This window comes from Aeromonas sp. NJAU223 (assembly GCF_051125555.1).
In the GTDB taxonomy this organism is placed as follows: Bacteria; Pseudomonadota; Gammaproteobacteria; order Enterobacterales; family Aeromonadaceae; genus Aeromonas; species Aeromonas veronii_G.
Map to the genome: position 1 here is coordinate 2,550,083 of NZ_CP144204.1, position 26,243 is coordinate 2,576,325.

Below are 26,243 nucleotides of genomic sequence, written 5' to 3' on the forward strand. Positions count from 1 at the left end.
ACAAAAACGGCATGGAGAGATCCATGCCGTTTTTCGTTATCGAGACGATTCAACGGTGGCGCTGGGGGCGACCACGAGGAGCATCTGTCTTCGGCTTGGCCTGATTGACGGTGATGGTGCGCCCGCCGACCTCGGTGCCGTGCAACCCGACGATGGCCTTCTCGGCATCCCCGTTGACCGGCATTTCAATGAAGCCAAATCCCTTGGACTGACCGGTATCCCGGTCGATGATGATATCGACCTTGTCTACCTGTCCAAATTGGCTGAACACGCTTGTCAGTTCGTCGGCCGTCATCCGGTACGACAGATTTCCTACGTAAATCTTCATGCCATCCACTCTCGATTCTAGGTGCCTTATCTATGCATCCACCGGCAGAGAAGTAAGGCACAACCCCCTTGCCGGACCAGCCATGGCATCATGCCGTGGCACTCCTCATCCCACAGCCCAAGTCATTGATCTCTTGGGCTATCGGCACGAGAAAGATCAATTCGAATCAGAGGCAGTATCTGAGCTTTATGGCACATTGTCGAGAAAATAGTCAGATCAGGCTGGTTGCAGGCTGGCCAGGATCTCCCCGAGGGCGCGTCGACCATGCCAGGCCCGTTTAAAGCCGAAACGGTAGACTCCGGGTTCCACCTCGTGGGTCCCTTCCCTGGTCAGCCTCAGCAGCACCGTGGTCGCGGCCAGGGTCTCCGCACCGAGCGCCAGATCCAGGCTGAAGTCGAGCCACTGACCGTCATGACCCACCTTGCGATCCCGCGTCATGCCCACCAGCGCCGATCTGGGCAAGGCCAGCGCCTTGTCATCTCCGCCGTTGAGCAGATAGAGGTGTTCATCGTCCCAGGCGAGCTCTGCCAGTCGCCAGCGTTGCCAGTTGCGCGGCAGCACCATCATCAGCAGCACGATGCCGCCAAACACCACGCCAACCCAGGGCAGCAACCCCATCTCGGGATAACCCAGCCAGATGGCGGCCACGACGGTGCCAAGGCTCGCCAACAGCAGACAGACCATGATCCCGTAGAAACGCCGCGCCGGTGGCATCAACCAGCACAGCCCCGGCCGTGACGCCAGTTCACTGACTCTCATCTAGAGCTCCTCTTTTTTTCATGATTGCCGCGCATTGTGCGTGAGCCTGCCCGTGCGTTGCAACCTGCAGGGCAACGCGGATGACGAGCGCTCGCCTCTGTTGATATGATTGGGGTTATCTGAGCCCACACTCAAGCCCGCACAGCGGGCGCCACGACAGGAGATCCCATGCTCGCTACCGCTATCCTGCTCGCCACCAGCACCTTCTTGACCCCGCCCCTCTCCCTCCAGAGCGAGGCGATTGGCGGCTACGCCGCCGGCTGTCTGAAGGGGTCGATGGCCCTGCCTCTCGAGGGGCCAGGCTATCAGGTGATCCGCAGCAAGCGGCTGCGCTACTACGGCCACCCGGATCTCATCCATTACCTGCAGGGGCTGGCGAACCGGACCAAGATGGTCGGCATGCCGGATCTCTACATCGCCGATCTCGCCATGGCCAGGGGGGGCCCCTTCACTTCGGGCCATCGCAGCCACCAGACCGGTCTGGATGCCGACATCTGGTTTCGGATGGCCGACAGGCCCATCGCCAAATGGGAGCTGGATGCTCCCAAGGAGTGGGCCCTTATCGATGAACCCAGCTACCGGGTGCTGCCCGGGCGTTTCGGGCCCCAGCAGCTCACCCTGCTGCGCCTCGCGGCCGACCGACCCGAGGTGACCCGCATCTTCATCAACCCCGCCCTCAAGGCCGAGGTGTGCAAGCGGGCGGGAGACGAGCCTTGGGTCTATAAGCTGCGCCCCTGGGTCGGTCACTTCAGCCACTTCCACGTCCGCTTGCGCTGCCCGGCTGGCAGCCCGGACTGCCAGCCTCAGGCCCCCATTCCCCCAGGCAATGGCTGCGGCGCCGAGCTGGCTTCCTGGCTCAAAGACAAGCCCCAGCTCCCCAAGGTATCGACAAGCTATCGCGCCCCTACCCTACCCAGTCGTTGTGAGGGCTGACCACAAGCTGGTATGGTGTCAGCGCCGAATTAAATACATCCAATGGAGACAACAATATGGCCACTTCTCTCTGGCGCAAGACCACCCAGAGCCTGTTGATGTTGACCCTGCTGCTGGGGTTGACCGGATGCGGCATGAACAACATTCCGACCCTGGATGAACAGGTCAAGGCAAGCTGGGGGCAGGTGGAGAACCAATACCAGCGCCGTGCCGATCTCATTCCCAACCTGGTGGCGACCGTCAAGGGCTATGCCAGCCACGAGCAGGAGACCCTCAAGGCGGTGACCGATGCCCGTGCCCGGGTCGGCAGCCTGCAGGTGAGTGACCCCTCCCAGCTGAAAACCTTCGAAGCCGCCCAGGATCAACTCTCCAGCGCCCTCTCCCGGCTGATGGTGGTGGTGGAGCGCTACCCGGATCTCAAGGCGGATCAGCAGTTCCTCACCCTGCAAGCCCAGCTCGAAGGGACCGAGAATCGCATCGCCGTGGCCCGTCGCGACTACATAGAGGCGGTGCGCCAGTTCAATACCGAGATCCGCACCTTCCCCGGGGTCATCTGGTCGAAACTGCTCTACTCGGATCTCACCGCCAAGCCGAGCTTTAGCGCCAAGCCCGGTGCCGATGAGGCCCCCAAGGTCAGCTTCCAATGAGCCGAACACCCAGCGGGCCCCGGCCTGCGCCCCTTGCCTCTTTAGCACCTCGGATGCAACGACTCATGCAGGGAGTGCTGTGGGTCTTGCTGCTCTGGACGACGGCCCTGCACGCCGCCCCCGACTTCCCTCCCTTGACTGGCCGGGTGGTGGACGAGGCAAACCTGATGTCCCGCAAGCAGGCCCACCAGCTCACCCAGCAGCTGGCGGCGTTCGAGCAGCGCAGCGGCGTCCAGCTGGTGGTGGTCTCCATCGACAGCCTGGGCGGCGACACCATCGAAGAGTACGGCTATCAACTCGGGCGTCACTGGGGCATAGGTCAGAAGGGGCAGGACAACGGCGTCCTGCTGCTGATCGCCCAGGACGAGCGCAAGGTGCGCATCGAGGTCGGTTATGGCCTGGAAGGTGCCCTGCCCGATGCCATCGCCGCCAACATCATCCAGACCCGGATCCTGCCCGCCTTCAAGCGGGGTGACATGGTGGCCGGCATCGTCGCTGGCAGCCAGGGCATCATGCAGGCGCTGGCCGGGGAGTATCAGCCTCGCGACACCGCCAAGCAGGAGAAAGGCGGCGGCCCCTGGCTGTTCATCCTGGTGGTGATCGCCATGATCATCCTGCACAACCTGCGCGGCGGCGGGGGCGGAGGTTCAGGTGGTCGTCGCCGTGCCGCCTATCTGGCCGGTGGCTTCGGAGCCGGGCGTTCAGGTGGCGGGTTTGGCGGAGGCGGCGGATTTAGCGGTGGGGGTGGCAGTTTCGGTGGCGGCGGTGCTTCCGGTGGCTGGTAATCGAGGAATAAGAGACAACACGATGATTTCGAAACAGTTCTATCACACCCTGCAGGCCAAGGTGCGACAAGCCGAACAGGCAACGGATGCGGAGCTGGTGACCGTGCTGGCCCCGGCCAGCGATGGCTATCGCTACATTCCGACCCTCTGGGCCGCGTTGCTGGCCATGCTCACCCCACTGCTGGTATTCCAGCTCGGCTTCTGGCTCGGCTGGTACGAGATCCTGCTGGTGCAGTGGTCGGTCTGGCTCTTGCTGAGCCTGCTGTTCCACTGGACCCCCATCAAGATGCGGCTCATTCCCAAGAAGGTGCGCCAGCACAGAGCCTCCCTGATGGCACGCCTGCAATTTGTCGAGCAGGGTCTGCACCGCACCAGGGACCGGTTGGGTGTGCTGATTTTTGTCTCAGTGGCAGAACATTATGTGGAGATCCTGGTGGATGATGGCATTGCCCAGCACATTGACAACGCCCAGTGGCAGGAGATCATCGACGACTTCGTGGTGCGGGTGCGCAACAAGGAGGTCGAGCAGGGCTTCCTCGAATGTGTGGAACGCACCAGCGACATCCTGACCGACGCCTTCCCGGCCACCCGGGATCAGAACGAGCTGCCCGACAGCCTGATCATCCTGGACAAGCCCTGATCGGGCTTAAAAAAACGGCATTCTGCTCAAGGGATAGGCGTTCGATAAAGATCATGAAAAATAAGGGGAAAAGTGATTGACCCAGCTCAGCCTTTCCCCTACATTACGCCCCGTTCCAGCGCAACGGCGCAACGAACGACGTGGTGATTGGACACGTTAAACCGCAGTCGAAAATTTGGTGATGTGCCCAAGTGGCTGCCAGCCGATGAAATCGGCATGAAAGCACGCAACGCGTGCTTAGCAAGCCACAAGCAGATGACTAAAACAATTTGGTGAGGTGTCCGAGTGGCTGAAGGAGCACGCCTGGAAAGTGTGTATACGGCAACGTATCGAGGGTTCGAATCCCTCCCTCACCGCCACATTGAGAACCCCTGCTTTCGAGCGGGGGTTTTTCTTTATAGGTCAAAAACTTCCTGATTTCATAGCGATTTTGTGATCAACCCATCCACCCCGGCACTTCCGAGGTGGTACATAAAGGTGATACAAAATGAGGTCTATGAGCAACCTTTTCCAAGACCGTCATGGCACGTGGTATGCCCGTGTCGTTGTCCCCGTGACCCTCCGCCCTGTTATCAACAAGACGGAGCTTCGTCGATCTCTGAAGACCAAGAACCGCCAAGCTGCCAATCGGGCCGCCCTGTCTGTTCTGGACGAACTCCATCAACTGCTGGACGCCGCCAAGTTAGACCAAGTAGTGCAGCCCCTCGACCTCTCCAACGCCGCTGACTGTTGGTACAACGCGATGATTGGGCGGTTAGGTGATCCTGACGTGCAAGGTCGCTTCATTCAAATGGAGCAGGATGGGGGGGCCCTGTATGCCACCGATCAAGCTGATGTCTTGAGGACGTTGCTGGAAGAGATCGCACCCAAGCGGATAACGTCTAGAGGGCTTGCCCGTTTCCTGCTCTGGATGCGGCCTTACGTCGATGAGGCGTTCCAACTCACAGGGCTCCGCCTGTATGTCGGTTCGGCTAACTACGTTGCCTTTGCTCAGCGGCTGGCGGATAAATTTCTGAAACTCTCGGATGATGTTCCGCAAAATGCCCGCACCAACGCCATGCAGCGTCGTATCGGCCAACCTGAGATCCCCCTTGTACCGACGGGAGCCACCACCGCCCCGCTTATGGGGACGCGTGGACTTCGCCTGTCGGCCCTGTTTGAACGCTACAAGACCACCGTCCGGCGGCGAGAGCCGAAGAAGGCCGAAGGACGCATCCAGGAATATCAGGTAGCCGTTGAGCGGTTTATCGAGCTGCTGGGTGATAAGGGCATCGAGGAGATCCGCAAACAGGACATTTCCGAGTTCCGTAACCTGATGGAGCAACTGCCCGCCCGTCCCAAACGGGATGTATCGGCCATGCCGCTACGCCAACAGATTGCCCACGCCGAGGAGCACAGCCTGCCCCGTCTGTCTGCCGCCACTGTCAAGAAGCTGGGACGCGCCTTGTCAGCCGTGTTGGGGCTTGCGGTGGATGATGGTCTGCTGGAATACAACCCGGCCCACGGGGTCACCTATACGGTTGATGTAGTCAATCCGTTGAACAAGCCAGAACGTACCTTCACGGATCCTGAGCTGGCGACCATCTTCGGCTCATCCTTGTTCGCTGCCCGTGCTGACCACCCCCGATTCGGAGAAGCCCGCTACTGGGTGCCGCTGATCCTCTACTACACCGGGGCTCGGGTCGGCGAGATATGCCAGCTGTATGTAGCGGATTTGATGCAGCAGGATGGCATCTGGTTCTTCCGGATTGCGGAGTTGCGGGAAGATCAGAGCGTCAAGAGCCGTAGCAGCAACCGGGATATTCCGGTGCATTCCCATCTGTTGACGCTTGGCTTGCTGGACTACGTTAGCTCCTTGCCTGCCGATGGGCGGTTGTTTCCACGGTTGCAACAGTCAGGGCCCAGAAAAAAATACTCGGTACGGCTTGGGGTATGGTGGCAGCGGTACTTGCGTTTGAGGCTCAACGTTGGGCGAGATGGTATTCAACCGAACCACAGCTTCCGCCACACGGCCATCACCCATTTGCGTGATGCTGAGGTGCGTGAAGACACCCAGAACGCGATCGGGGGTCATAGCCAGAGCACCGGGCAAGCCGCCATCGGGCGTGAATATGGGGTCTATACACTGAGCATAAAGCGGGAAGCAATCGAAAAAATCCCGCTTGCCCCCATCCCTGCTGCTGAGGGGCAACATCGGGCAGAGAGGTCGTAGGAGGCTGCATTGAACGTGACAGACATTTTTATAGGGCCTCCTGCACATGGGCTCATCAACCCACGGGGAACGCTCTCGCAGATACCCGGCTTCAATGGGCGGTACAGTCAGTATGTCAGGCGGGCGATAGACAACATCCGACGGGTGGAGGGGCTAGAACTACCGGAGATGCCCGAGCCGGATAATGGATTGGGGACATGGACCCCCCTGCAAGCCTTGGCGGTACTGACCTATGGCCCCAGCTCTCACCTGAACGTGGAGCTGATAGCGGAAATCGAACGGCTGTCTGGGCAAGCATTGCCACGAGAGGAACGGCAGAGCCGCCATGAGGCCGCGTTTTACGTGAAGCACTTGGCCCCTCTGCTTGCTGCTTTTGAAGCACAGCAGCCGGGTTTGCAAACAGAGGTAACGCCGCAGTTCGCTTGCGGCCCATACCGGGTCGATTTTCGCGTAGGTATGCGGTGGTTCGACCGGGATGGGCATTATTTCGACAGGCCGATCCGGCAGGAAGCGTACTTGCTGGAGTTTGACGAAGCCTATCATCTGGAGCCAGCGAACCGCCAAGCAGACCACCAGCGTGATGCCTACATCGAGCAGCAGACGGGCCTCAGACCGCTCAGGATTCGCCATGAGGAGCAAGAGCTGTGGGCTACCATTTGCCGGACTCAGGGACGCATCTTAAGCGTGGAGGAGTACCTGCAAGGGCTGCTGGGGGCGATGGCAGAGCCGGGCGATAGCCGACATTTCGACATCACACGGGAGTCTGCCCAGAGTGCTTATACCTGCGATCCTGCCGGGTATCTGCGATATCCAGCTCAGCCGGGACGAGACCTAAAAGCGATTGCAGAGCGGCTTGGCTGGCGGTTGAGTCAGAGGCATAGCGGTAATCTGGCCTATCACCGTCTAACCCCGCCGCGAGTGACGGCCAATCGACACATTTTGGGGTGATGTGTCTGGTCGATTTGAGTCTCATCGACACATCCAACAACGTGTTCATGGGCTTTTCAGCGACATGTGTCTGGTGTGTCGCCTGTTCCAGCCAGATATATATACCCGTTTTGTTACTTAGAGACTTATCTATTTACTGCACCGAGGGGGGAGCTTACCAGCCATCCGAAGGAGCAAGATCAAGAAGATGGCAACGATCCCTCCCCGTTGGTTGCCCTGAAAAAACTATCCCAAACCCCACCAGCACAAGGAAAACGAGCAGGCAACATTCAGACTCCACGCCGGTATAAGCGAGATGGAGATCTACACCATAGGAGAACCCCATGGAATACATCACATCTGGCCCCTTGTCGGGAGCCATCCAGCAAGGAGAAGGCGTATGAATGAGCAGCAAGGAAACCCGTTACTGAAAGCGTTGGAGGCGGCACTGCTGGCAGCCTTGGGCGTCCTCATCAAGGAGGCCGTCAACTCGATGCAGACACCGCCGACCCCGCCGAAGGAGCCGGACGCTCAATAGACCATGCCCGTGTGACAGACCGGAAGCCCTCCAGCAACCTCTGCCACACGGGTTGGTTTTCCACTTTTGACACGTTTTTCTTGCAGGGTCTTGAGCCTATTGGGAGGCCATCATGGCAATCATCGGGTATGCCCGGGTCTCGACCACGGGGCAATCGCTGGAGCAGCAACTGACCGCTCTGGCGGAGTGCGAAAGAGTCTTTAATGAGAAGGCCAGCGGTAGCAAAACGGATAGGCCGCAGCTACAGGCAATGCTCGAGTTTGCCCGCTCTGGGGACGTGCTAAAAGTGACCAAATTGGATCGTCTGGCCCGGAACACTCGCCATCTGCTGGAGATCACAGACCAGCTGCACGCCAAAGGGGTAACATTGCAGATCCAAAATTTGGGTATCGACACGGCCACCCCGACAGGTAAGCTGATGCTGACCATGATCGGAGCCATCGCCACGTTCGAGCGGGAAATAATGCTGGAGCGTCAGGCGGAAGGGATTGCTTTGGCGAAAGCCAAGGGGGTCTATAAGGGTCGCAAACCAACAGCGATGGAGAAGCGGGATGAGGTGCTGTACATGCTCTCGCAGGGCATCACAAAGGCATCAATAGCGAAACGGCTAGGTATAAGCGTGTCGAGTGTTCATCGCATAGTTTCTAGAGTCGAAGGAATGATATGAAAAGTGTAACAATTAATAATAAGCAGCGTTATGCACTCATCCTTTCTGCCATATCGATGGTGATTGCTGTGTTACTACCTCCTTGGACTTATAAGCATGATGGGTATGAGATGCATGCCGGCTTCTCCTTCTTAATGATGCCTCCGGAATCTTGGTGTGTGGTTAATTTAGGACTCTTGATGATAGAGTTGTTCGTTATTGCTCTTGTTGGAAGTATTCTTTTCGTCTGTACTAAAGGGCAAGCAACAGCCCAAGATTGAATGAGTGAGATGTGGTACAGAACACTAGTACAATGGTTAAGACTGTTATTCTAGTAATTGCATTGAAATCAGATGGTTACTGGTTGGTGGTAAGTATCGAGGGTTCGAATCCCTCCCTCACCGCCAAATTGAAAAGCCGACCTCAAGGTCGGCTTTTTGCTTTCCAGCGCCATTGATATCCAACCCCTGCTCTCGTGTGCCCAGGCTTTTGGCCTCCCCCATGCAGCACATCCCCCCTCCCCTTGCTTGGCATGAGACATCGCGCTCATTAGCCCTTCTTGTACCCTCATGATCCCGTCATCGCGGCCGAAAAAGGAGTCATGGCGCACACAGCTCGACCTCTCGGATATTGCTCACCGATTGGATATCATTTTGAAAAACTGATACTTAAGTGGCTACACTAGCCACATTCAACGCATAGGGACATGGACACATGAGTCTGATCGGTTTGCTGTTAGCCTTGGCAGCCATTTTGGGTGGCAACCTGATCGAAGGGGGCCATCCCAGCGCCCTCCTCGATCTGCCCGCCTTCCTCATCGTGATCGGAGGAACCGTGGGCGCCGCCCTGACCCAGTTCCCCTTCTCCGTGGTCGGCAAGACATTCAAACGCTTCAAGTGGCTGATCACCCCGCTGCGTATCGACATGCTGGAACAGGCCCAGCTGCTGGAGACCCTGGCGGGCAACGCGCGGCGCAGCGGCATGCTGGCGCTGGAAGGCATGATCGACGACATCAAGGATCCCTTCCTGCAAAAAGGGGTGCAGATGATGGTCGATGGCTACGAGAAGACCAAGATCCACGAGGTGCTTGAGAACGAAATCGAGTTCGAGCAGGAAGATCTCGAACAGACCGCCAAATTCTATGAGGCCATGGGGGGTTACTGTCCCACCATGGGTATCGTCGGCGCCGTGTTCGGCCTGATCCACGCCATGGGCCTGCTGGATCAGCCGGACAAGCTGGGGGGCGCCATCGCGGTGGCCTTCGTCGCCACCATCTACGGGGTGGGCGCCGCCAACCTCATCTTCCTGCCATTTGGCAACCGCTACAAAGGGTTCGCCCACCAGATCCGCCACTACAAGGAGATGACCCTGACCGGCATTCTCTGCATCGTCGACGGTGAATCCCAGCAGCGGCTGCAAGTCACGCTTGAACCCTACCTCGGAGGTCACGGTGGCCAAAAAGAAAAAGGCTGAGGCGCCGGAGAACCATGAACGCTGGCTGGTCTCCTATGCCGACTTCATGACTCTGCTGTTCGCCCTGTTCGTGGTGCTCTACTCCTTCGCCATGGCCAAGCAGTCGGAGACCCGGGTGCTGATCCAGGGCTTTATCGAATCCCTTGGCAAGATTGGTCTCATCTCCATGCCTGCCGGCTCCCCGGTCATGCAGGGGGGCACCGGCATCCTCGAGCCCGAGTCCAAAACCACCCCCGGCACCTCCCAGAAGGAACAGGTGCTGGACACCCAGACCCCGGCCGCCGCCTCGGATCCCTTCAACGAGACCATCGGTGCCTCGGAGAAACCCAGCGCCACCGAAGCCTGGCCCCACAAGACCAAGGAGCAGGACTGGGCCGTCGTCACCAAGCAGAAGCTGGATCAGCAACTCAAGAGCCAGATCGAATCAAAAGAGATCGAGGTGGAGCAGCTCGGCAGCCAGCTGGTGATCCGCATCGGTGAGCAGACCCTGTTCCCGGCGGATTCCGCCTTCCTGCAGCCCCAATTCATTCCCCTCGTCAACAAGGTCTCGGACGTGCTGGCGGACATTCCCGGCAAGGTGGTCGTCACCGGTCATACCGACAACTCCCAGGCACCGGTGGAGCTCTATCGCAACAACTGGGAACTGTCGGTATTGCGAGCTGCCACCATAGTGCACACCCTGCTCACCAACCCCAAGCTGGACTCCCGGCGGGTGGTGGCGCAAGGGGCCGCCGACACGCAACCACGCTACGCCAACGACACGCCCGCCCATCGCCAGGCGAACCGGCGCGTGGAGATAGTGCTCTCCCAGGGCAATGCGGCCGAGCAGTCCCTCCCCCTGCTCAAACCCTGATCACCTCCCCCTCTATCTGCTGATCAAAAGACCCCGCCAGGCGGGGTCTTTCACTTTTCCGATTAGTTTATTTTTCGAGCGCTGCTGCCACTTTTTTCGCCGCGCAAAAGCGATTGAAAATGATTCTCAAATGAGAAAATTGACCTCGCTAGCAAAACGTGATTTTCCCCCTGCTGATTAATAATTAATCCACTGAAATGACATGTAAATCAGTATGAAAGTGGCATACTAGGTAACATCCTTGTTAAGTCACATGATTAATTCGGTTAGGGAAAACCTATATGTTTGCTGATATTGCTGTCCAGCATTGGGCCTTTGCTGTCTATGTCATTGGGGCCATCTGTATCTGCCTGACCATGATTGGTCTTGCAGCCCTGTTGGGAGGCCGAGCCTACGGCCGCGCCAAAAACAAACCCTTCGAATCCGGTGTCGACTCCGTCGGCAATGCCCGTCTGCGCTTCTCCGCCAAGTTCTATCTGGTCGCCATGTTCTTCGTCATCTTCGACGTGGAAGCTCTCTATCTGTTCGCCTGGTCCGTCTCCGTGCGGGAGACCGGCTGGGTCGGTTTCATCGAAGCCACCATCTTTATCACCCTGCTGCTGGTCGGTCTCATCTACCTGTGGCGTATCGGGGCCCTCGACTGGGCGCCGAAAAAACCGGTCATGACTGACAAGAAGCCAGACTGAATTACCGATTATCCCTTTGAGGTTGCACCATGAAGTACACCCTGACCCGGATTGACCCGGATGCGCCCGTTGAGCGCTACCCCCAGGAACAGCGCCAGACCGTCGAGGATCCCCTGGCCCAGGAGGCCTCTCGCGGCATCATGATCGGGCGCCTCGAAGAGGTGCTGCAAGACACCGTCAACTGGGGTCGCAAGAACTCCCTCTGGCCCTACAACTTCGGCATCTCCTGCTGCTACGTGGAGATGTGTACCGCCTTCACCTCCCCCCACGATGTGGCCCGATTCGGCGCCGAGGTCATCCGCGCCTCCCCTCGTCAGGCGGACTTCATGGTGATCGCCGGCACTCCCTTCATCAAGATGGCGCCGGTCATCCAGCGTCTGTATGAGCAGCTGCTCGAACCCAAGTGGGTCATCTCCATGGGGGCCTGCGCCAACTCGGGCGGCATGTACGACATCTACTCCGTGGTACAGGGCGTGGACAAGTTTCTGCCGGTTGACGTCTATATTCCCGGATGTCCGCCTCGTCCAGAGGCCTTTTTGCAGGCATTGATGCTGCTGCAGGACTCCATCGGCAAAGAACGTCGCCCCCTCTCCTGGGTGGTGGGCGATCAGGGGATCTACCGTCCCCAGATGCAGGCCGAGAAGGAGCGCAAGCGCGGCGAACGGATCAACGTCACCAACCTGCGCACGCCGGATGAGATCTGATCATGAAACTGACTCGCGAATTCCCCAATAACTACACCATGGCCCAGTGGCAGCCTTCCGATCACGCCGATGCCCAGGTGGTGGGCGAGCTGTTCGCCCACTTCGGTGCCGAGCGTTTCACCGTCCAGACTACGCGCACCGGCGTGCCGGTGATCTGGCTCTCTCGGGAGCTGCTGCTGGATGTGATGGGCTTCCTGCGCGCACTCCCCTCTCCCTTCGTGATGCTGTTTGACTTGAGCGCCACCGACGAGCGGATGCGCAGCCAGCGCCACGGTTTGCCAGAGAGTGACTTCACCGTCTTCTATCACCTCATCTCCATCGATCGCAACGCCGACGTGATGCTGAAGGTGCCCCTCAAGGAGGGCGATCTCACCCTGCCCACCATCAGCCGCCACTTCCCGAATGCCAACTGGTATGAGCGGGAAGTCTGGGATCTGATGGGGATCACCTTCGATGGTCACCCCCACCTCACCCGCATCATGATGCCCAAGAGCTGGCAGGGTCACCCCCTGCGCAAGGACTACCCGGCCCGGGCCACCGAGTTCGATCCCTTCATGCTCGATGCCGCCAAGCAGGACATGGAGCAGGACAACCTGCTGTTCAAACCCGAAGAGTGGGGCATGGCCCGGGGCAACGAGAACGAAGATTACATGTTCTTGAACCTGGGGCCGAACCACCCCTCCGCCCACGGCGCCTTCCGCCTGGTGCTACAACTCGACGGGGAAGAGATCCGCGACTGCGTGCCCGATATCGGCTACCACCACCGCGGCGCCGAGAAGATGGGGGAGCGCCAGTCCTGGCACAGTTACATTCCCTACACCGACCGGGTCGAGTACCTGGGCGGCGTGATGAACAACCTGCCCTATGTGCTGGCGGTCGAGAAGCTGGCCGGCATCAAGGTGCCGCAGCGGGTCGACATGATCCGGGTGATGATGGCGGAGCTGTTCCGCATCCAGAGCCACCTCTTGTTCATCGGCACCTACATTCAGGACGTGGGGGCCATGACCCCGGTCTTCTTCACCTTCACCGACCGCCAGCGGATCTACACCATCATCGAGGCCATCACGGGGGCGCGCATGCACCCTGCCTGGTTCCGCATCGGCGGCGTGGCGCACGATCTGCCTCAGGGCTGGGCTCGCCTCATCCAGGACAACCTGCTGAGCTGGCTGCCCAAGCGGCTGATGGAGTATGAAAAGGCCGCCATGCGCAACAGCATCTTGCGCGGTCGCACCATCGGCGTCGCCGCCTACAACACGGCACAGGCGCTGGCCTGGGGCACCACGGGGGGCGGCCTTCGCGCCACCGGTCTCAACTTTGACGTGCGCAAGTGGCGCCCCTATTCGGGCTACGATCAGTTCGAGTTCGAGGTGCCGGTGGGTGCCAACGGGGATGCCTATGACAGAGCCCTGGTGCGCATCGAGGAGATGCGCCAGAGCATGCGCATCATAGAGCAGTGCATGAAGAACATGCCGGAAGGGCCGTTCAAGGCGGATCATCCCCTCACCACGCCGCCCCCCAAAGAGCGCACCCTGCAGGACATCGAGACCCTGATCACCCACTTCCTGCAAGTCTCTTGGGGCCCGGTGATGCCGGCCGCCGAGTCCTTCCAGATGATAGAGGCGACCAAGGGGATCAACAGTTATTACCTGACCAGCGACGGCTCCACCATGAGCTACCGGACCCGGATCCGCACCCCGAGCTTCGCCCACCTGCAGCAAATCCCCTCGGTGATCCGCGGCCAGATGGTGTCGGATCTCATCGTCTACCTGGGCAGCATCGATTTCGTTATGTCGGATGTAGATCGTTAAGTCCCCGCCGTGCCCCCTGGGGCGCAACGGGACAATAAGAATAAGCGACAAAAGGTTTAAGTCATGAGCCAACAATGTCAGTGCCAACACAACTCATCCCCAGCGGGGCAAGGCCAATGCCAGAGCAAGGGATCTCTCCCGAGCCAGCAGGGCGATTTCGTCCTGAGTCAGGCCGAGCGCGACGCTATCGAACATGAGAAACACCACTACGAGGATCCTCGTGCCGCCAGCATCGAAGCCCTCAAGATAGTGCAGCAGGCCCGTGGCTGGGTACCGGACGGGGCCATCTATGCCATCGCCACCGAACTCGGCATCCCCGCCAGCGACGTGGAGGGGGTCGCCACTTTCTATAGCCAGATCTTCCGCCAGCCAGTGGGTCGTCACATCATTCGCGTCTGCGACAGCATGGTGTGCTACATCAATGGCCACGAGCAGTTGTTGGCGGGTCTGAAAGAGGTGATGAACCTAGCCCCGGGCCAGACCTCGGCGGACGGCCGCTTCACCCTGCTGCCAGTCTGCTGCCTCGGCAACTGCGACAAGGGGCCGGCGCTGATGATAGACGACGACACCTACGGCGGTCTCGATGCCATCGGCCTGCTGAAAACCCTGGAGGCCTACCCATGAAGTCATTCGCCTCCCTGGGCACCGCCAACCGCATCGCCCGTGCCCCCGAGACCCATCCCCTCACCTGGCGTCTGCGCGACGACGGCCAGCCGGTCTGGCTGGAGGAGTACCAGTCCAAGCAGGGTTATGAGGCCGCCCGCAAGGCGTTGGGCCAGATGAGCCCGGACGAAATCGTCAACACCGTCAAGGATGCCGGCCTCAAGGGCCGCGGCGGCGCTGGTTTCTCCACCGGCGTGAAGTGGGGTCTGATGCCCAAAGACGAGAGCATGAACATCCGTTACCTGCTCTGCAACGCCGACGAGATGGAGCCGAACACCTGGAAGGATCGGCTGCTGATGGAACAGCTCCCCCACCTGCTGATCGAGGGGATGCTCATCTCGGCCCGGGCCCTCAAGGCCTACCGGGGCTACATCTTTCTGCGCGGCGAATACGTGGATGCGGCCATTCACCTGCGCCGTGCGGTGGAAGAGGCCAAGGCTGCGGGGCTGCTCGGCAAGAACATCCTGGGCTCGGGGTTTGACTTCGAGCTGTTCGTGCACACCGGCGCCGGTCGCTACATCTGCGGCGAGGAGACGGCCCTCATCAACTCCCTAGAGGGGCGCCGCGCCAACCCGCGTGCCAAGCCCCCCTTCCCCGCCGTCTCCGGCGTTTGGGGCAAGCCGACCTGCGTCAACAACGTCGAGACCTTGTGCAACGTGCCCGCCATCATCGGCAATGGCGTGGCCTGGTATCAGGGGCTGGCGCTGCCGGGCTCCGACGATCACGGCACCAAGCTGATGGGCTTCTCCGGCAAGGTCAACAACCCTGGCCTGTGGGAGCTGCCCTTTGGCATCACCGCTCGCGAGCTGTTTGAGCACTACGCCGGCGGCATGAAGCCCGGCTATCGCCTGAAGGCCTGGCAACCCGGTGGCGCCGGTACCGGCTTTTTGCTGCCCGAGCACCTGGATGCCCAGATGTATGCCGGCGGCATCGGCAAGGTCGGCACCCGCATGGGCACGGGCCTCGCCATGGCGGTGGATGACAGCATCAACATGGTCGCCCTGCTGCGCAACATGGAGGAGTTCTTCGCCCGCGAATCCTGCGGCTGGTGCACCCCCTGCCGCGACGGCCTGCCCTGGAGCGTCAAGCTGCTGCGGGCGCTGGAGCGGGGCGAGGGTCAGCCCGGCGATCTCGAGACCCTGGCCCAGCTGTGCAACTTCCTCGGCCCCGGCAAGACCTTCTGCGCCCATGCGCCGGGGGCCGTCGAGCCCCTTGGCAGCGCGATGAAGTATTTCCGCTCCGAATTTGAGGCCGGCGTCAAAGGCCATGGGGAGAATCGCAAGCTGCTCAAGGGGATCCAACCCAATCTGCTGAGCGAGCGCTGGTAACACGCGTGACTCGGCGACGCGCATTGCGCTGCACGTTTTATCTAATTGAAGTCAGGGAAGCTGTATGGCCACCATTCATGTAGACGGTAAAGAGTACGAGGTAGACGGGGCAGACAACCTGCTGCAAGCCTGTCTGTCTTTAGGGTTGGACGTCCCCTATTTTTGCTGGCACCCGGCGCTCGGCAGCGTCGGTGCCTGCCGCCAGTGTGCGGTCAAGCAGTATCAGAATGCCGACGACAAGCGCGGCCGCCTGGTCATGTCCTGCATGACCCCCTCCACCGATGGCAGTTACATCTCCATCGAGGACGAGGAGGCAAAGGAGTTTCGCAAGTGCGTGGTGGAGTGGCAGATGACCAACCACCCCCACGACTGCCCGGTGTGTGAAGAGGGGGGCGCCTGCCACCTGCAGGACATGACGGTGATGACCGGCCACAACAGCCGTCGCTACCGTTTCACCAAGCGTACCCACCAGAACCAGGATCTCGGCCCCTTCATCAGCCACGAGATGAACCGCTGCATCGCCTGCTATCGCTGCGTCCGTTACTACAAGGACTACGCGGGAGGCGAGGATCTCGGGGTCTACGGCGCCCACGACAACGTCTACTTCGGCCGGGTCGAGGATGGCACCCTGGAGAGCGAATTCTCCGGCAACCTGGTGGAGGTCTGCCCCACCGGCGTCTTCACCGACAAGACCCATTCCGAGCGCTACAACCGCAAGTGGGACATGCAGTTCGCCCCCAGCATCTGCCAGGGATGCTCGGTCGGCTGCAACATCAGCCCGGGTGAGCGCTATGGCGAGCTGCGCCGCATCGAGAACCGCTACCACGGCGCCCTGAACCACTACTTCCTGTGCGATCGTGGCCGCTTTGGCTACGGACACGTCAATCTGGCCGAGCGCCCCCGCCAGCCATTGCTGCGAGACGGTGGTGACAGGCTCGCCATCACAGTGGATGGCGCCCTCAACCGCGCCGCCGACGCCCTGCGTACCAGCGCTGGCGTCATCGGCATCGGCTCGCCCCGCGCGTCGCTGGAGAGCAACTTCGCCCTGCGCGAACTGGTGGGCGCCGCCAACTTCTACAGTGGCGTCGAGCAAAGCGAATGGGAGTGCCTGCAAAAGATGCTGCAGATCCTGCAGCAAAGCGGCGTGCGTACCCCGAGCCTGCGTGACATGGAAGAGGCCGACGCCGTGCTGGTGCTCGGCGAAGATGTCACCCAGACTGCCGCCCGTATCGCCCTGGCCCTGCGCCAGGCGGTCAAGGGCAAGGCCCGCGACATCGCCCGCAAGATGAAGGTGGACTTGTGGCAGGTCGCCGCCGTGCAGACCTTAGGGCAGAACGAGCGCTACCCGCTGCTCATCACCAGCCTGGACAGCACCCGCCTCGACGACGTGGCAAGCGGCACCCTGCGCGCGCCCCACGCCGATCAGGCACGCCTCGGTTTCGCCATCGCCCATCTGCTGGATGGCTCGGCCCCGACTCCCTCGGGTCTCGGCGCCGAACAGCAAGCCCTGGCCGCCCAGTGGGCCGAGCTGCTTGGCAACGCCAAGAAGCCACTTATCATTGCAGGCTCAAGTGCCCGCAGCCAGGCCCTGCTCGAAGCGGCCAGCAACATCGCACGCGCCCTCAAGGGCCGCGGTCAGGCGGTGGAGATAGCCCTGGTGGCGCAAGAGACCAACAGTCTGGGGCTGGCCATGCTGGCCCAGGATGCTGCCCCGCTGGAGGCGGCCCTTGCGCGCATCGAAGGGGAGGCCTCCCTCTCCCTCATCGCGCTGGAAAACGATCTCTACCGCCGTGCTCCCCGCAGCCGGGTGGACGGAGCCCTTGCGCGCCTGCAACACCTGCTGGTGGTGGATCATCAGGACACCGCTACCGCGAGCAAGGCCGATCTGGTCTTACCAGCCGCCAGCTTCGCCGAGGCGGACGGCACCCTCATCAACATGGAAGGCCGCGCCCAGCGCTTCTTCCAGGTCTATGCCCCCGCCTTCTACGACGCCGACATCCAGGTCCGTGAGGGCTGGCGCTGGCTGGCCGCCCTGCAAGGGGTGCTGGACAGAAAGCCCCTGCGCTGGAACACCTTCGACGAGGTGAGCAGCGCCTGCGCCGCCAGTGCCCCGCTGCTCAATACCATGGGTGAAGCTGCCCCCAACGCCGGTCTGCGCATCCGCGGCATGAAGCTCGCCCGCGAGCCGCACCGCTACAGCGGTCGCACCTCCATGCTGGCGAATCAGAACGTGAGCGAGCCTCGGGTCGCCCAAGATCCCGATTCGCCGTTCAACTTCTCCATGGAAGGCTACGCCGGTGCCCGCCAACCCCTGCAACAGGTACCGTTTGCCTGGGCGCCGGGCTGGAACTCGCCCTCTGCCTGGAACAAGTTCCAGGACGAGGTGGGTGGCAACCTGCGCGCCGGGGATCCCGGTCGCCGTCTGCTGGAGCCTGGTGAAGGCGGCCTCGGCTGGTTCAATAGCATCCCCTCCTCCTTCAGTGCCCAGGCGGCCCTGCAGGTGGTGAGTTACGATCAGCTGTTCGGCGCCGAGGAGCTATCCGCCAAGAGCCCGGTCATCCAGGCGCGGATGAGCGAGCCCACCCTGGTCCTGAACCCGGCGGACGCCGACCGTCTGGCGCTCCAGGCCGGTAGCGAGATCGCCCTCTCCTGGGGTGGCAATCACTGGCGACTGCGTCTGCAACTGAGCGACAACCTGGCTCAGGGGCTGCTCGGCCTGCCGCTCGGGGTGAACGGCCTGCCGACCGCCCTGCACCACGCCCTCATCGATAATCTGCAGGAGGTCATCGCATGAGCGACGCCCTGATGGATCTGCTGATCGAGATAGGCAAGGCCCTGATCGTGCTGGTAGGCATAGTGGGGGCTGGCGCCTTCATGAGCTTCATCGAGCGCCGCCTGCTGGCGCTGTGGCAGGACAGATACGGTCCCAATCGGGTGGGCCCCTTCGGCCTGCTGCAGCTGGCGGCCGACATGGTCAAGATGTTCTTCAAGGAGGACTGGATCCCGCCGTTCGCGGATCGCCGGATCTTCGTGCTGGCCCCCATCATCGCGTTTACCGCCTTCATCCTGGCGTTTGCGGTGGTGCCCATCACGCCCACCTGGGGCGTGGCGGATCTCAACGTGGGCCTGCTCTACATCCTGGCCATCGCGGGGCTGGCGGTCTATGCCGTGCTGTTCGCCGGCTGGTCGAGCAACAACAAGTACTCCTTGCTCGGCAGCCTGCGCGCCTCGGCCCAGACCCTCTCCTACGAGGTGTTCCTCGGTCTGTCGCTGATGGGCATCGTCATCCAGACCGGCAGCTTCAACCTGCGTGACATCGTCGAGGCCCAGGCCGGCATGTGGAACGTGATCCCCCAGATCCTGGGCTTTGTCACCTTCCTGTTTGCCGGGGTCGCCGTCACCCATCGCCACCCGTTCGATCAGCCGGAGGCCGAGCAGGAGCTCGCCGACGGTTATCACATCGAGTACGCGGGCATGAAATGGGGTCTGTTCTTCGTCGGAGAGTACATCGGCATCGTGCTGGTCTCCTCCCTCATCGTGACCCTGTTCTTCGGTGGCTGGCACGGCCCCTGGCTGCCCCCCTTCGTCTGGTTCGCCCTGAAGACCGCCTGTTTCATGGTGTTTTTCATCCTGCTGCGGGCCTCTTTGCCCCGCCCACGCTTCGACCAGGTGATGTCATTCGGCTGGAAGGTCTGCCTGCCGCTGACCCTGCTCAATATGCTGGTGACTGGCGCCGTGGTGCTGATGAATGCGTAACCAGAGCGATATGGATATGACGACTGTTGGGCCGTCTGTGACCCCGAACCGGGCAGACGCCAGTGCTGATAAATGTGCAGTGAGGCACCTATGAAGATTACGAGCATTATCAAGGGTGTGGGTACCCAGTTACGCAGTCTGGGCATGGTGTTCTCCCATGCCTGGCGCCCCCGCGAGACCCTGAACTACCCGGAGCAGGCCGTCTATGCGGCCCCCCGTTTTCGCGGCCGCATCGTCCTGACCCGGGATCCCGACGGCGACGAGCGCTGCGTGGCGTGCAACCTGTGCGCCGTGGCCTGCCCGGTCGGCTGCATCTCCCTGCAAAAGTCCGAACGGGACGACGGCCGCTGGTATCCGGAGTTCTTTCGTATCAACTTCTCCCGCTGCATCTTCTGCGGTCTGTGCGAAGAAGCTTGCCCCACCACCGCCATCCAGCTCACGCCGGATTTCGAGATGGGGGAATATCGCCGCCAGGACCTGGTGTACGAGAAGGAAGATCTGCTGATCAGCGGCCCCGGCAAGTACCCGGACTACAACTTCTACCGCATGAGCGGGATGGCCATCGACGGCAAGCCCAAAGGGGATGCCGAGAATGAAGCCAAACCCATCGATGTCAAGAGCCTGCTGCCCTGAGGAGTCATTCATGGAACTGGCATTCTATGCCGCGGCCCTGGTCGCCATTTACAGCACGTTGCGGGTGATCAGCACCAGCAATCCCATGCACGCGCTGCTCAACCTCATCATCTCTCTCATCGCCGTGGCCATGATTTTCTTCTGCCTGGGGGCCTCTTTCGCGGGCGCCCTGCAGGTGATCGTCTACGCCGGCGCCATCATGGTGCTGTTCGTGTTCGTGGTGATGATGCTGAACCTGGGCACAGCCCAGGATCAGGAGAAACGCTGGCTCACCCCCACCACCTGGGGTGGCCCCGCCCTGCTCTCACTCATCCTGCTCGGCTTTCTGGCCCACGGCATCCTCGGGGTGACCGGCGGCGAGCTGGGCCATACCGATGTCAGCGCCAAGGAGGTCGGCATCGCCCTGTTCGGCCCCTATGTACTGGCGGTGGAGCTCGCCTCCATCCTGCTGCTGGCGGGCCTGGTCACCGCCTATCACCTGGGCCGTGAGGACAAGCGCGGGGAGGTGCTCTCCGTCCCCAAAACCGCCCCGCAACCGAACCAAGAAGGAGGTCAGCAATGAGTGGTATCCCTATGGAACATGGACTGTTGCTGGCGGCCATCTTGTTTGCCATCGGCCTGTGCGGTCTGCTGATTCGTCGTAACTTGCTGTTTATCCTCATGAGTATCGAAATCATGATGAATGCGTCCGCGCTGGCGTTCGTGGTGGCAGGTAGCCGCTGGGCCCAGGCCGATGGCCAGATCATGTACATACTGGTGATTTCTCTGGCGGCAGCGGAGGCCAGCATCGGCCTCGCCCTGTTACTGCTGCTCTATCGTCGTTACCACACCCTGAACGTGGACACTGTGAGCGAGATGCGCGGATGAGCCTCCTATTCCTGACTTTCCTGTTCCCGCTGCTGGGATGGCTGCTGCTGGCCTTCTCCATCGGCCGTTTCGGTGAGCGTACCTCTGCCCTCATCGGTGTCGGCAGTATCGGTCTGTCGGCCCTGACTACCCTCTGGGTCGGCATCGATTTCCTGAGCACCATGCCAGCTGGCGGCGTCTACACCCAGACCCTGTGGCAATGGATGTCGGTGGGCGAATTCCAGCCCACCTTCCGCCTGGCACTGGATGGGCTGTCGCTCACCATGCTGGGGGTGGTGACCGGGGTGGGTTTCTTCATCCACCTGTTCGCCTCCTGGTACATGCGCGGGGAAGAGGGCTATTCGCGCTTCTTCACCTACACCAACCTGTTCATCGCCAGCATGCTGTTCCTGGTGCTGGCTGACGATCTGCTGTTCGTCTATCTCGGCTGGGAAGGGGTGGGGCTGTGCAGTTACCTGCTGATCGGCTTCTACTACCGCAACCCCGCCAATGGCGCGGCCGCCCTCAAGGCGTTCGTGGTGACCCGGGTCGGCGACGTCTTCCTCGCCATCGGTCTGTTCGTGCTCTATCGGGAGCTCGGCACCCTCAACATCCACGAATTGCTGGTGCGTGCCCCGGCCATGTTTGCCGAAGGCTCCCCTGCCCTGTCGTTCGCCTGTCTGATGCTGCTCGGCGGCGCGGTCGGCAAGTCCGCCCAGTTGCCGCTGCAGACCTGGCTGGCTGACGCCATGGCGGGCCCGACCCCGGTCTCGGCGCTGATCCACGCGGCCACCATGGTGACGGCAGGGGTCTACCTCATCGCCCGTACCCACGGCCTCTTCCTGCTGGCGCCGGAGATCCTGCATCTGGTGGCCCTGGTCGGTGCCATTACCCTGGTGCTGGCGGGCTTTGCCGCCCTGGTGCAGACCGATATCAAGCGCATTTTGGCCTACTCCACCATGAGCCAGATTGGCTACATGTTCCTGGCCCTGGGGGTAGGTGCCTGGGAAGGTGCCATCTTCCACCTGATGACCCACGCCTTCTTCAAGGCGCTGCTGTTCCTCTCCGCCGGCGCCGTCATCGTGGCGACCCATCACGAGCAGAACATCTTCAAGATGGGGGGCCTGCGCAAGAGCCTGCCGCTGGTCTATGCCTGCTTCCTGGTCGGGGGATCGGCGCTCGCCGCCCTGCCACTGGTGACTGCCGGCTTCTACAGCAAGGACGCCATCCTCTGGCAGGTGCAGGCCAGTGGCCAGAGCGTCCTGCTGTGGGCGGGACTGGCGGGGGCCTTCCTGACCTCCCTCTACACCTTCCGCCTCATCTTCATCGCCTTCCACGGCAAGGCGCAAACCGAGGCCCACGCCGGTCACGGCCTGGCCCACCAGCTCCCCTTGCTGGTGCTGCTGGTGCTCTCCACCGCCATCGGTGCCTGGATAACGCCCCCCCTGGCCGGTGTGCTGCCGGCAGGGCCCGGGGATCATGTCGAAGAGGGCCGCCACACTCTGGAAATAGCCTCCGGCATCATCGCCGTGGCAGGTATCGCGCTCGCCGCCTTCCTGTTCCTCGGCGAGCGTCGCTTGGCCAAGCGCATCGCACAGAGCGCCCCCGGCCGTGTGCTCAGCACCCTCTGGTTCAACGCCTGGGGCTTTGACTGGCTCTATGACCTGCTCTGGGTCAAGCCCTACCTGCTGGCAACCCGACTGCTCGGCAAAGATCCCCTGGATCGTGCGATGAACCTGCCCGCGGTGCTGGCCCAGACAGGCCACCAGCTGCTGGCCTGGACCGTCTCCGGCAAGTTGCGCTGGTATGCGGCCTCCATGGGGATGGGCGCGGCCCTGATCCTGGCCCTGCTGCTGCTCGGCTGAGGGTGAGCAACATGAGACAACACCCTGCGGCAGGCCCGGTGCCTGCCCCATTAGAACTAGAAACTAGACGAGAGCTGATATCGTGACCTTACTCTGGATCTTGTTAATTCCTTTTATCGGCGGCTTGCTCTGCTGGCAGATGGAGCGCCTCGGCGGACAGTTCGTCCGTTGGGTCGCCCTGCTCTCCATGGGCGCCTGCCTGCTGCTCTCCGGTGCCATCTGGCTTGGCAGTGACTTCTCCCTGGCCAACCCCGGCCTGCCGGTCTGGGCGGCGGAGTGGCAGTTGCCCTGGATCCCTCGCTTTGGCATCTCGTTGCACCTGGCGGTGGACGGCCTGTCGCTTCTGATGGTGATGCTCACCAGCTTCATCGGCGTGCTGGCCATCCTCTGTTCCTGGAAGGAGATCGTGCAGCGCATCGGCTTCTTCCACCTGAACCTGCTGTGGATTTTGGGTGGCGTGCTCGGGGTCTTCATGGCGGTGGATCTATTCCTCTTCTTCTTCTTCTGGGAGATGATGCTGGTCCCCATGTACTTCCTGATCGCGCTCTGGGGACACTCGGTCACCGACGGCAAGTCGCGCATCAACGCGGCCACCAAGTTCTTCATCTACACCCAGGCGAGCGGCCTCATCATGCTGGTCGCCATCCTGGGGTTGGTGCTGACCCACCACAGCGCCACCGGCATCTTCACCTTCAACTATCAGGATCTGCTGAGCACCCCCATGAGCATGAGCGTGCAGTGGCTGCTGATGCTGGGCTTCTTCATCGCCTTCGCGGTCAAGATGCCATTGGTGCCCCTGCACGGCTGGCTGCCGGATGCCCATAGCCAGGCGCCGACCGCAGGTTCCGTGGACCTGGCGGGCATTCTGCTCAAGACCGCCGCCTACGGCCTGCTGCGCTTCACCCTGCCGCTCTTCCCCGACGCCTCCGCCGCCTTCGCCCCCTATGCCATGGGCCTTGGTCTGTTTGGCATCGTCTACGGTGCCCTGCTGGCGTTTGCCCAGACCGACATCAAGCGTCTGGTGGCCTACACCAGCATCTCCCACATGGGTTTCGTGATGATCGCCATCTACTCGGGCAGCGAACTGGCCCTGCAGGGTGCGGTGGTGCAGATGATCGCCCACGGCCTCTCCGCCGCCGGTCTGTTCATCCTGTGCGGTCAGCTCTATGAGCGCCTGCACACCCGGGACCTGCGCCAGATGGGCGGTCTGTGGGGACGCCTTCGCTACCTGCCCGGCGTGATGCTGTTCTTCTCGGTGGCGTCTCTGGGCATGCCGGGGACCGGCAACTTCATCGGCGAGTTCCTGATCCTCATCGGCAGCTTCCAGGTGGCCCCCATCATGACCATCATCGCCACCTTCGGTCTGGTGCTGGCTTCGGTCTACTCCCTCATCATGCTGCAGCGCGCCTGCTTCGGCGCTCCCAAGGACGAGAAGGTCCTGAAGGGACTGGACAAGCGGGAGCTCGCCATGATGCTGACCATCGCGAGCCTTCTGGTGCTGCTCGGTCTCTATCCCCAACCTGTGCTGGATACCGCCAGCAGCAGCCTGTTGAGCGTGCTGCACTGGTATGCGCTGCCGGCCACAGGAGCACTGTGATGATGCCTTCTCTTTCGTCCTCTTCGTTCACGTCAGGAGCCTTGTCATGACGCTTATCGCAACTCAATTGCCGTCACTGGCGCTGGCCACAGGAGCACAGTCATGACGTTCACTGCCGCGCAACTGCTGGCCCTGCTGCCGCTGCTGCTGACCACCGGGGCCATGGTGGCCCTGATGCTGGCCATCGCCTGGAAACGCTGCGATGACACCGCCTTCGTGGTGACCATCACCGGTCTGAACCTGGCCCTCTTCTCCCTGCCCATCGTCATGGCGCAGGGTGATCAGGGGGTCACCCCCCTCTTGCAGGTGGACAGCTACGCCGTCTTCTACATGGGGCTGGTGCTCATCGGCGCCCTCGCCACCTGTACCTTCGGCCGCTCCTGGCTCAAGGGTTACCCGGACAACCGGGAAGAGTTCTACCTGCTGCTGCTGATCGCCACCGCCGGCGGTCTGGTGCTGGCAGGCTCCCGCCATCTCGCATCCCTCTTCATCGGGATCGAGATGCTGACCCTGCCCATGTTCGGTCTGGTGGGTTATGCCTACCGCGAGCGCCATTCGCTGGAGGCCAGCATCAAGTACATGGTGCTCTCCGCCACCGCCACCGCCTTCCTGCTGTTTGGCATGGCGCTGCTCTACGCCCAGGCGGGGAGCCTCAGCTTCAGCGATCTCGGTCTGACCCTGGCCCAGAGCCCGGCACACCATCCGCTATTGATGGGGGGCTTCGGCCTGATGCTGGTCGGATTTGCCTTCAAGCTCTCCCTGGCCCCCTTCCACCTCTGGACTCCGGACGTCTACGAAGGGGCGCCGGCACCGGTGGCGACCTTCCTCGCGACCGTCAGCAAGATCGCCGTGTTCTGCGTGCTGCTGCGCTTCTATCTGGCGGTACCGGCCACCTCGGACCCCATGATCCACTGGTTGCTGGCGGCCATGGCAGTCATTTCTATCGTCATCGGCAACCTCTTGGCGCTGATCCAGACCAACATCAAGCGGATGATGGGCTACTCCTCCATCTCCCACTTCGGCTATCTGCTGGCGGTGGTGGTGGCGAGCCGCCTCGGCCAGATCCCGGTGGAAGCGGCGGGGGTCTATCTGCTGATGTATCTCTTCACCAGCCTGGGGGCCTTCGGCGTCATCAGCATGATGTCCAGCCCCTACCGCGGCAAGGATGCTGACTCCCTGCACAGCTATCGCGGCCTGTTCTGGAAGCGCCCTTATCTCACTGCCGTGATGACGGTGATGATGCTGTCGCTCGCGGGCATCCCCATGACGCTCGGCTTCATCGGCAAGTTCTACCTCATTGGCGTCACCGTCGAGGCGCAGCTGTGGTGGCTCAGTGGCGCCATCGTGCTCGGCAGCGCCCTGGGGCTCTACTACTACCTGCGCGTCATGGTCACCCTCTACCTGCGCGAACCCGGCATGCAGCTGCGCGATGCCACCGCCGACTGGGCCTTCTCCTCCGGAGGCCTGGTAGTGCTGCTCTCCGCCATCCTGGTGGTGCTGCTCGGGATCTACCCCCAGCCGGTCATCAGCCTGGTGCAGGGCTTCCAGAACGTGGTCCTGCGCTGACAGACATCAACCAAACAAAAACCGGCCTCCATGGCCGGTTTTTTATGCCC

The 26,243-nt window shown here is 61.5% G+C and carries 26 protein-coding genes and 1 tRNA gene; 25 read left to right on the plus strand and 2 right to left on the minus strand.

The features are described 5' to 3' along the window. Nucleotides 1-49: 49 nt before the first annotated feature. Nucleotides 50-295 (minus strand): RNA recognition motif domain-containing protein, encoded by a 246-nt coding sequence (locus VZC39_RS11640; protein ID WP_434668468.1) that lies wholly within the window; start codon nt 293-295, stop codon nt 50-52. A 249-nt stretch (nt 296-544) separates the two neighbouring features. Then, nucleotides 545-1,087, minus strand: coding sequence for a hypothetical protein (locus VZC39_RS11645; RefSeq protein ID WP_434662670.1), 543 nt, complete (start codon nt 1,085-1,087; stop codon nt 545-547). A 168-nt stretch (nt 1,088-1,255) separates the two neighbouring features. On the opposite strand from VZC39_RS11645, the gene mepA reads away from it, so the two are divergent. The 25 genes from mepA (at nt 1,256) to nuoN (ending at nt 26,193) form a co-directional block, all read left to right on the plus strand. Beyond that, on the plus strand, nt 1,256-2,020 hold the full coding sequence (mepA, locus tag VZC39_RS11650; protein ID WP_349918043.1) for a penicillin-insensitive murein endopeptidase: 765 nt from the start codon (nt 1,256-1,258) through the stop codon (nt 2,018-2,020). 56 nt (nt 2,021-2,076) lie between these two features. After that, on the plus strand, nt 2,077-2,667 hold the full coding sequence (locus VZC39_RS11655; protein ID WP_349918045.1) for a LemA family protein: 591 nt from the start codon (nt 2,077-2,079) through the stop codon (nt 2,665-2,667). 53 nt (nt 2,668-2,720) lie between these two features. Then, complete coding sequence (locus VZC39_RS11660) at nt 2,721-3,452, plus strand: TPM domain-containing protein (protein WP_349918046.1); 732 nt, start codon at nt 2,721-2,723, stop codon at nt 3,450-3,452. Nucleotides 3,453-3,474: 22 nt separating this feature from the next. Beyond that, nucleotides 3,475-4,092, plus strand: coding sequence for a TPM domain-containing protein (locus VZC39_RS11665; protein ID WP_349918048.1), 618 nt, complete (start codon nt 3,475-3,477; stop codon nt 4,090-4,092). Between the two features lie 271 nt (nt 4,093-4,363). Further along, nucleotides 4,364-4,451: transfer RNA gene (locus tag VZC39_RS11670), tRNA-Ser, on the plus strand. 137 nt (nt 4,452-4,588) lie between these two features. After that, nucleotides 4,589-6,304, plus strand: coding sequence for a DUF6538 domain-containing protein (locus tag VZC39_RS11675; protein WP_434662674.1), 1,716 nt, complete (start codon nt 4,589-4,591; stop codon nt 6,302-6,304). 168 nt (nt 6,305-6,472) lie between these two features. After that, a complete protein-coding gene (locus VZC39_RS11680; protein ID WP_434662677.1) occupies nt 6,473-7,252 on the plus strand; it encodes a hypothetical protein in 780 nt (259 codons plus the stop codon). Nucleotides 7,253-7,631: 379 nt separating this feature from the next. Further along, entirely contained in the window at nt 7,632-7,769 is a 138-nt protein-coding gene (locus VZC39_RS11685) for a hypothetical protein (protein ID WP_219263743.1), read from the plus strand. Nucleotides 7,770-7,881: 112 nt separating this feature from the next. Next, nucleotides 7,882-8,436 carry a recombinase family protein gene (locus VZC39_RS11690; protein WP_434662679.1) on the plus strand — a complete coding sequence of 185 codons (555 nt, stop codon included), beginning with the start codon at nt 7,882-7,884 and terminating at the stop codon, nt 8,434-8,436. After that, the gene (locus VZC39_RS11695; protein ID WP_434662681.1) at nt 8,433-8,696 is read left to right on the plus strand and encodes a hypothetical protein; all 264 of its coding nucleotides are present in this window, start codon (nt 8,433-8,435) and stop codon (nt 8,694-8,696) included. The genes VZC39_RS11690 and VZC39_RS11695 overlap by 4 nt, the downstream gene beginning before the upstream one ends. 433 nt (nt 8,697-9,129) lie before the next feature. Further along, complete coding sequence (locus tag VZC39_RS11700; RefSeq protein WP_349918049.1) at nt 9,130-9,888, plus strand: flagellar motor protein; 759 nt, start codon at nt 9,130-9,132, stop codon at nt 9,886-9,888. Continuing rightward, entirely contained in the window at nt 9,866-10,741 is an 876-nt protein-coding gene (locus VZC39_RS11705) for a flagellar motor protein MotB (RefSeq protein WP_434662684.1), read from the plus strand. Before VZC39_RS11700 ends, VZC39_RS11705 begins: the two co-directional genes overlap by 23 nt. 281 nt (nt 10,742-11,022) lie before the next feature. Beyond that, on the plus strand, nt 11,023-11,427 hold the full coding sequence (locus tag VZC39_RS11710) for an NADH-quinone oxidoreductase subunit A (RefSeq protein ID WP_349918052.1): 405 nt from the start codon (nt 11,023-11,025) through the stop codon (nt 11,425-11,427). Nucleotides 11,428-11,456: 29 nt separating this feature from the next. Further along, nucleotides 11,457-12,131, plus strand: coding sequence for a NuoB/complex I 20 kDa subunit family protein (locus tag VZC39_RS11715; protein WP_042640748.1), 675 nt, complete (start codon nt 11,457-11,459; stop codon nt 12,129-12,131). A 2-nt stretch (nt 12,132-12,133) separates the two neighbouring features. After that, nucleotides 12,134-13,939 carry an NADH-quinone oxidoreductase subunit C/D gene (nuoC, locus tag VZC39_RS11720; protein ID WP_434662688.1) on the plus strand — a complete coding sequence of 602 codons (1,806 nt, stop codon included), beginning with the start codon at nt 12,134-12,136 and terminating at the stop codon, nt 13,937-13,939. A gap of 63 nt (nt 13,940-14,002) precedes the next feature. Further along, nucleotides 14,003-14,563 (plus strand): NADH-quinone oxidoreductase subunit NuoE, encoded by a 561-nt coding sequence (nuoE, locus tag VZC39_RS11725; RefSeq protein WP_349918054.1) that lies wholly within the window; start codon nt 14,003-14,005, stop codon nt 14,561-14,563. After that, nucleotides 14,560-15,930: an NADH-quinone oxidoreductase subunit NuoF gene (gene nuoF / locus VZC39_RS11730; RefSeq protein ID WP_434662690.1), complete on the plus strand. Its 1,371-nt coding sequence runs from the start codon at nt 14,560-14,562 to the stop codon at nt 15,928-15,930. The genes nuoE and nuoF overlap by 4 nt, the downstream gene beginning before the upstream one ends. A 64-nt stretch (nt 15,931-15,994) precedes the next feature. Then, nucleotides 15,995-18,724: an NADH-quinone oxidoreductase subunit NuoG gene (gene nuoG / locus VZC39_RS11735; protein ID WP_434662694.1), complete on the plus strand. Its 2,730-nt coding sequence runs from the start codon at nt 15,995-15,997 to the stop codon at nt 18,722-18,724. After that, nucleotides 18,721-19,686 carry an NADH-quinone oxidoreductase subunit NuoH gene (nuoH, locus tag VZC39_RS11740; protein ID WP_349918059.1) on the plus strand — a complete coding sequence of 322 codons (966 nt, stop codon included), beginning with the start codon at nt 18,721-18,723 and terminating at the stop codon, nt 19,684-19,686. The genes nuoG and nuoH overlap by 4 nt, the downstream gene beginning before the upstream one ends. Before the next feature lie 90 nt (nt 19,687-19,776). Continuing rightward, the gene (gene nuoI / locus VZC39_RS11745) at nt 19,777-20,319 is read left to right on the plus strand and encodes an NADH-quinone oxidoreductase subunit NuoI (protein ID WP_349918060.1); all 543 of its coding nucleotides are present in this window, start codon (nt 19,777-19,779) and stop codon (nt 20,317-20,319) included. A gap of 10 nt (nt 20,320-20,329) precedes the next feature. Further along, on the plus strand, nt 20,330-20,881 hold the full coding sequence (gene nuoJ, locus VZC39_RS11750) for an NADH-quinone oxidoreductase subunit J (protein WP_349918062.1): 552 nt from the start codon (nt 20,330-20,332) through the stop codon (nt 20,879-20,881). Beyond that, on the plus strand, nt 20,878-21,186 hold the full coding sequence (gene nuoK / locus VZC39_RS11755) for an NADH-quinone oxidoreductase subunit NuoK (protein WP_010675036.1): 309 nt from the start codon (nt 20,878-20,880) through the stop codon (nt 21,184-21,186). The genes nuoJ and nuoK overlap by 4 nt, the downstream gene beginning before the upstream one ends. Continuing rightward, the gene (gene nuoL, locus VZC39_RS11760; protein ID WP_349918063.1) at nt 21,183-23,030 is read left to right on the plus strand and encodes an NADH-quinone oxidoreductase subunit L; all 1,848 of its coding nucleotides are present in this window, start codon (nt 21,183-21,185) and stop codon (nt 23,028-23,030) included. Before nuoK ends, nuoL begins: the two co-directional genes overlap by 4 nt. Nucleotides 23,031-23,112: 82 nt before the next feature. Beyond that, nucleotides 23,113-24,627 carry an NADH-quinone oxidoreductase subunit M gene (nuoM, locus tag VZC39_RS11765; RefSeq protein ID WP_349918064.1) on the plus strand — a complete coding sequence of 505 codons (1,515 nt, stop codon included), beginning with the start codon at nt 23,113-23,115 and terminating at the stop codon, nt 24,625-24,627. Nucleotides 24,628-24,729: 102 nt separating this feature from the next. Continuing rightward, the gene (nuoN, locus tag VZC39_RS11770) at nt 24,730-26,193 is read left to right on the plus strand and encodes an NADH-quinone oxidoreductase subunit NuoN (protein WP_349918066.1); all 1,464 of its coding nucleotides are present in this window, start codon (nt 24,730-24,732) and stop codon (nt 26,191-26,193) included. Nucleotides 26,194-26,243: the final 50 nt, after the last annotated feature.

Coding starts and splice junctions, on each gene's coding strand:
- VZC39_RS11640 (WP_434668468.1), bottom strand. CDS start 295: ATGACGGCCGACGAACTGACAAGCGTGTTCAGCCAATTTGGACAGGTA.
- VZC39_RS11645 (WP_434662670.1), bottom strand. CDS start 1,087: ATGAGAGTCAGTGAACTGGCGTCACGGCCGGGGCTGTGCTGGTTGATG.
- mepA (WP_349918043.1), top strand. CDS start 1,256: ATGCTCGCTACCGCTATCCTGCTCGCCACCAGCACCTTCTTGACCCCG.
- VZC39_RS11655 (WP_349918045.1), top strand. CDS start 2,077: ATGGCCACTTCTCTCTGGCGCAAGACCACCCAGAGCCTGTTGATGTTG.
- VZC39_RS11660 (WP_349918046.1), top strand. CDS start 2,721: ATGCAACGACTCATGCAGGGAGTGCTGTGGGTCTTGCTGCTCTGGACG.
- VZC39_RS11665 (WP_349918048.1), top strand. CDS start 3,475: ATGATTTCGAAACAGTTCTATCACACCCTGCAGGCCAAGGTGCGACAA.
- VZC39_RS11675 (WP_434662674.1), top strand. CDS start 4,589: ATGAGCAACCTTTTCCAAGACCGTCATGGCACGTGGTATGCCCGTGTC.
- VZC39_RS11680 (WP_434662677.1), top strand. CDS start 6,473: ATGCCCGAGCCGGATAATGGATTGGGGACATGGACCCCCCTGCAAGCC.
- VZC39_RS11685 (WP_219263743.1), top strand. CDS start 7,632: ATGAATGAGCAGCAAGGAAACCCGTTACTGAAAGCGTTGGAGGCGGCA.
- VZC39_RS11690 (WP_434662679.1), top strand. CDS start 7,882: ATGGCAATCATCGGGTATGCCCGGGTCTCGACCACGGGGCAATCGCTG.
- VZC39_RS11695 (WP_434662681.1), top strand. CDS start 8,433: ATGAAAAGTGTAACAATTAATAATAAGCAGCGTTATGCACTCATCCTT.
- VZC39_RS11700 (WP_349918049.1), top strand. CDS start 9,130: ATGAGTCTGATCGGTTTGCTGTTAGCCTTGGCAGCCATTTTGGGTGGC.
- VZC39_RS11710 (WP_349918052.1), top strand. CDS start 11,023: ATGTTTGCTGATATTGCTGTCCAGCATTGGGCCTTTGCTGTCTATGTC.
- VZC39_RS11715 (WP_042640748.1), top strand. CDS start 11,457: ATGAAGTACACCCTGACCCGGATTGACCCGGATGCGCCCGTTGAGCGC.
- nuoC (WP_434662688.1), top strand. CDS start 12,134: ATGAAACTGACTCGCGAATTCCCCAATAACTACACCATGGCCCAGTGG.
- nuoE (WP_349918054.1), top strand. CDS start 14,003: ATGAGCCAACAATGTCAGTGCCAACACAACTCATCCCCAGCGGGGCAA.
- nuoF (WP_434662690.1), top strand. CDS start 14,560: ATGAAGTCATTCGCCTCCCTGGGCACCGCCAACCGCATCGCCCGTGCC.
- nuoG (WP_434662694.1), top strand. CDS start 15,995: ATGGCCACCATTCATGTAGACGGTAAAGAGTACGAGGTAGACGGGGCA.
- nuoH (WP_349918059.1), top strand. CDS start 18,721: ATGAGCGACGCCCTGATGGATCTGCTGATCGAGATAGGCAAGGCCCTG.
- nuoI (WP_349918060.1), top strand. CDS start 19,777: ATGAAGATTACGAGCATTATCAAGGGTGTGGGTACCCAGTTACGCAGT.
- nuoJ (WP_349918062.1), top strand. CDS start 20,330: ATGGAACTGGCATTCTATGCCGCGGCCCTGGTCGCCATTTACAGCACG.
- nuoK (WP_010675036.1), top strand. CDS start 20,878: ATGAGTGGTATCCCTATGGAACATGGACTGTTGCTGGCGGCCATCTTG.
- nuoL (WP_349918063.1), top strand. CDS start 21,183: ATGAGCCTCCTATTCCTGACTTTCCTGTTCCCGCTGCTGGGATGGCTG.
- nuoN (WP_349918066.1), top strand. CDS start 24,730: ATGACGTTCACTGCCGCGCAACTGCTGGCCCTGCTGCCGCTGCTGCTG.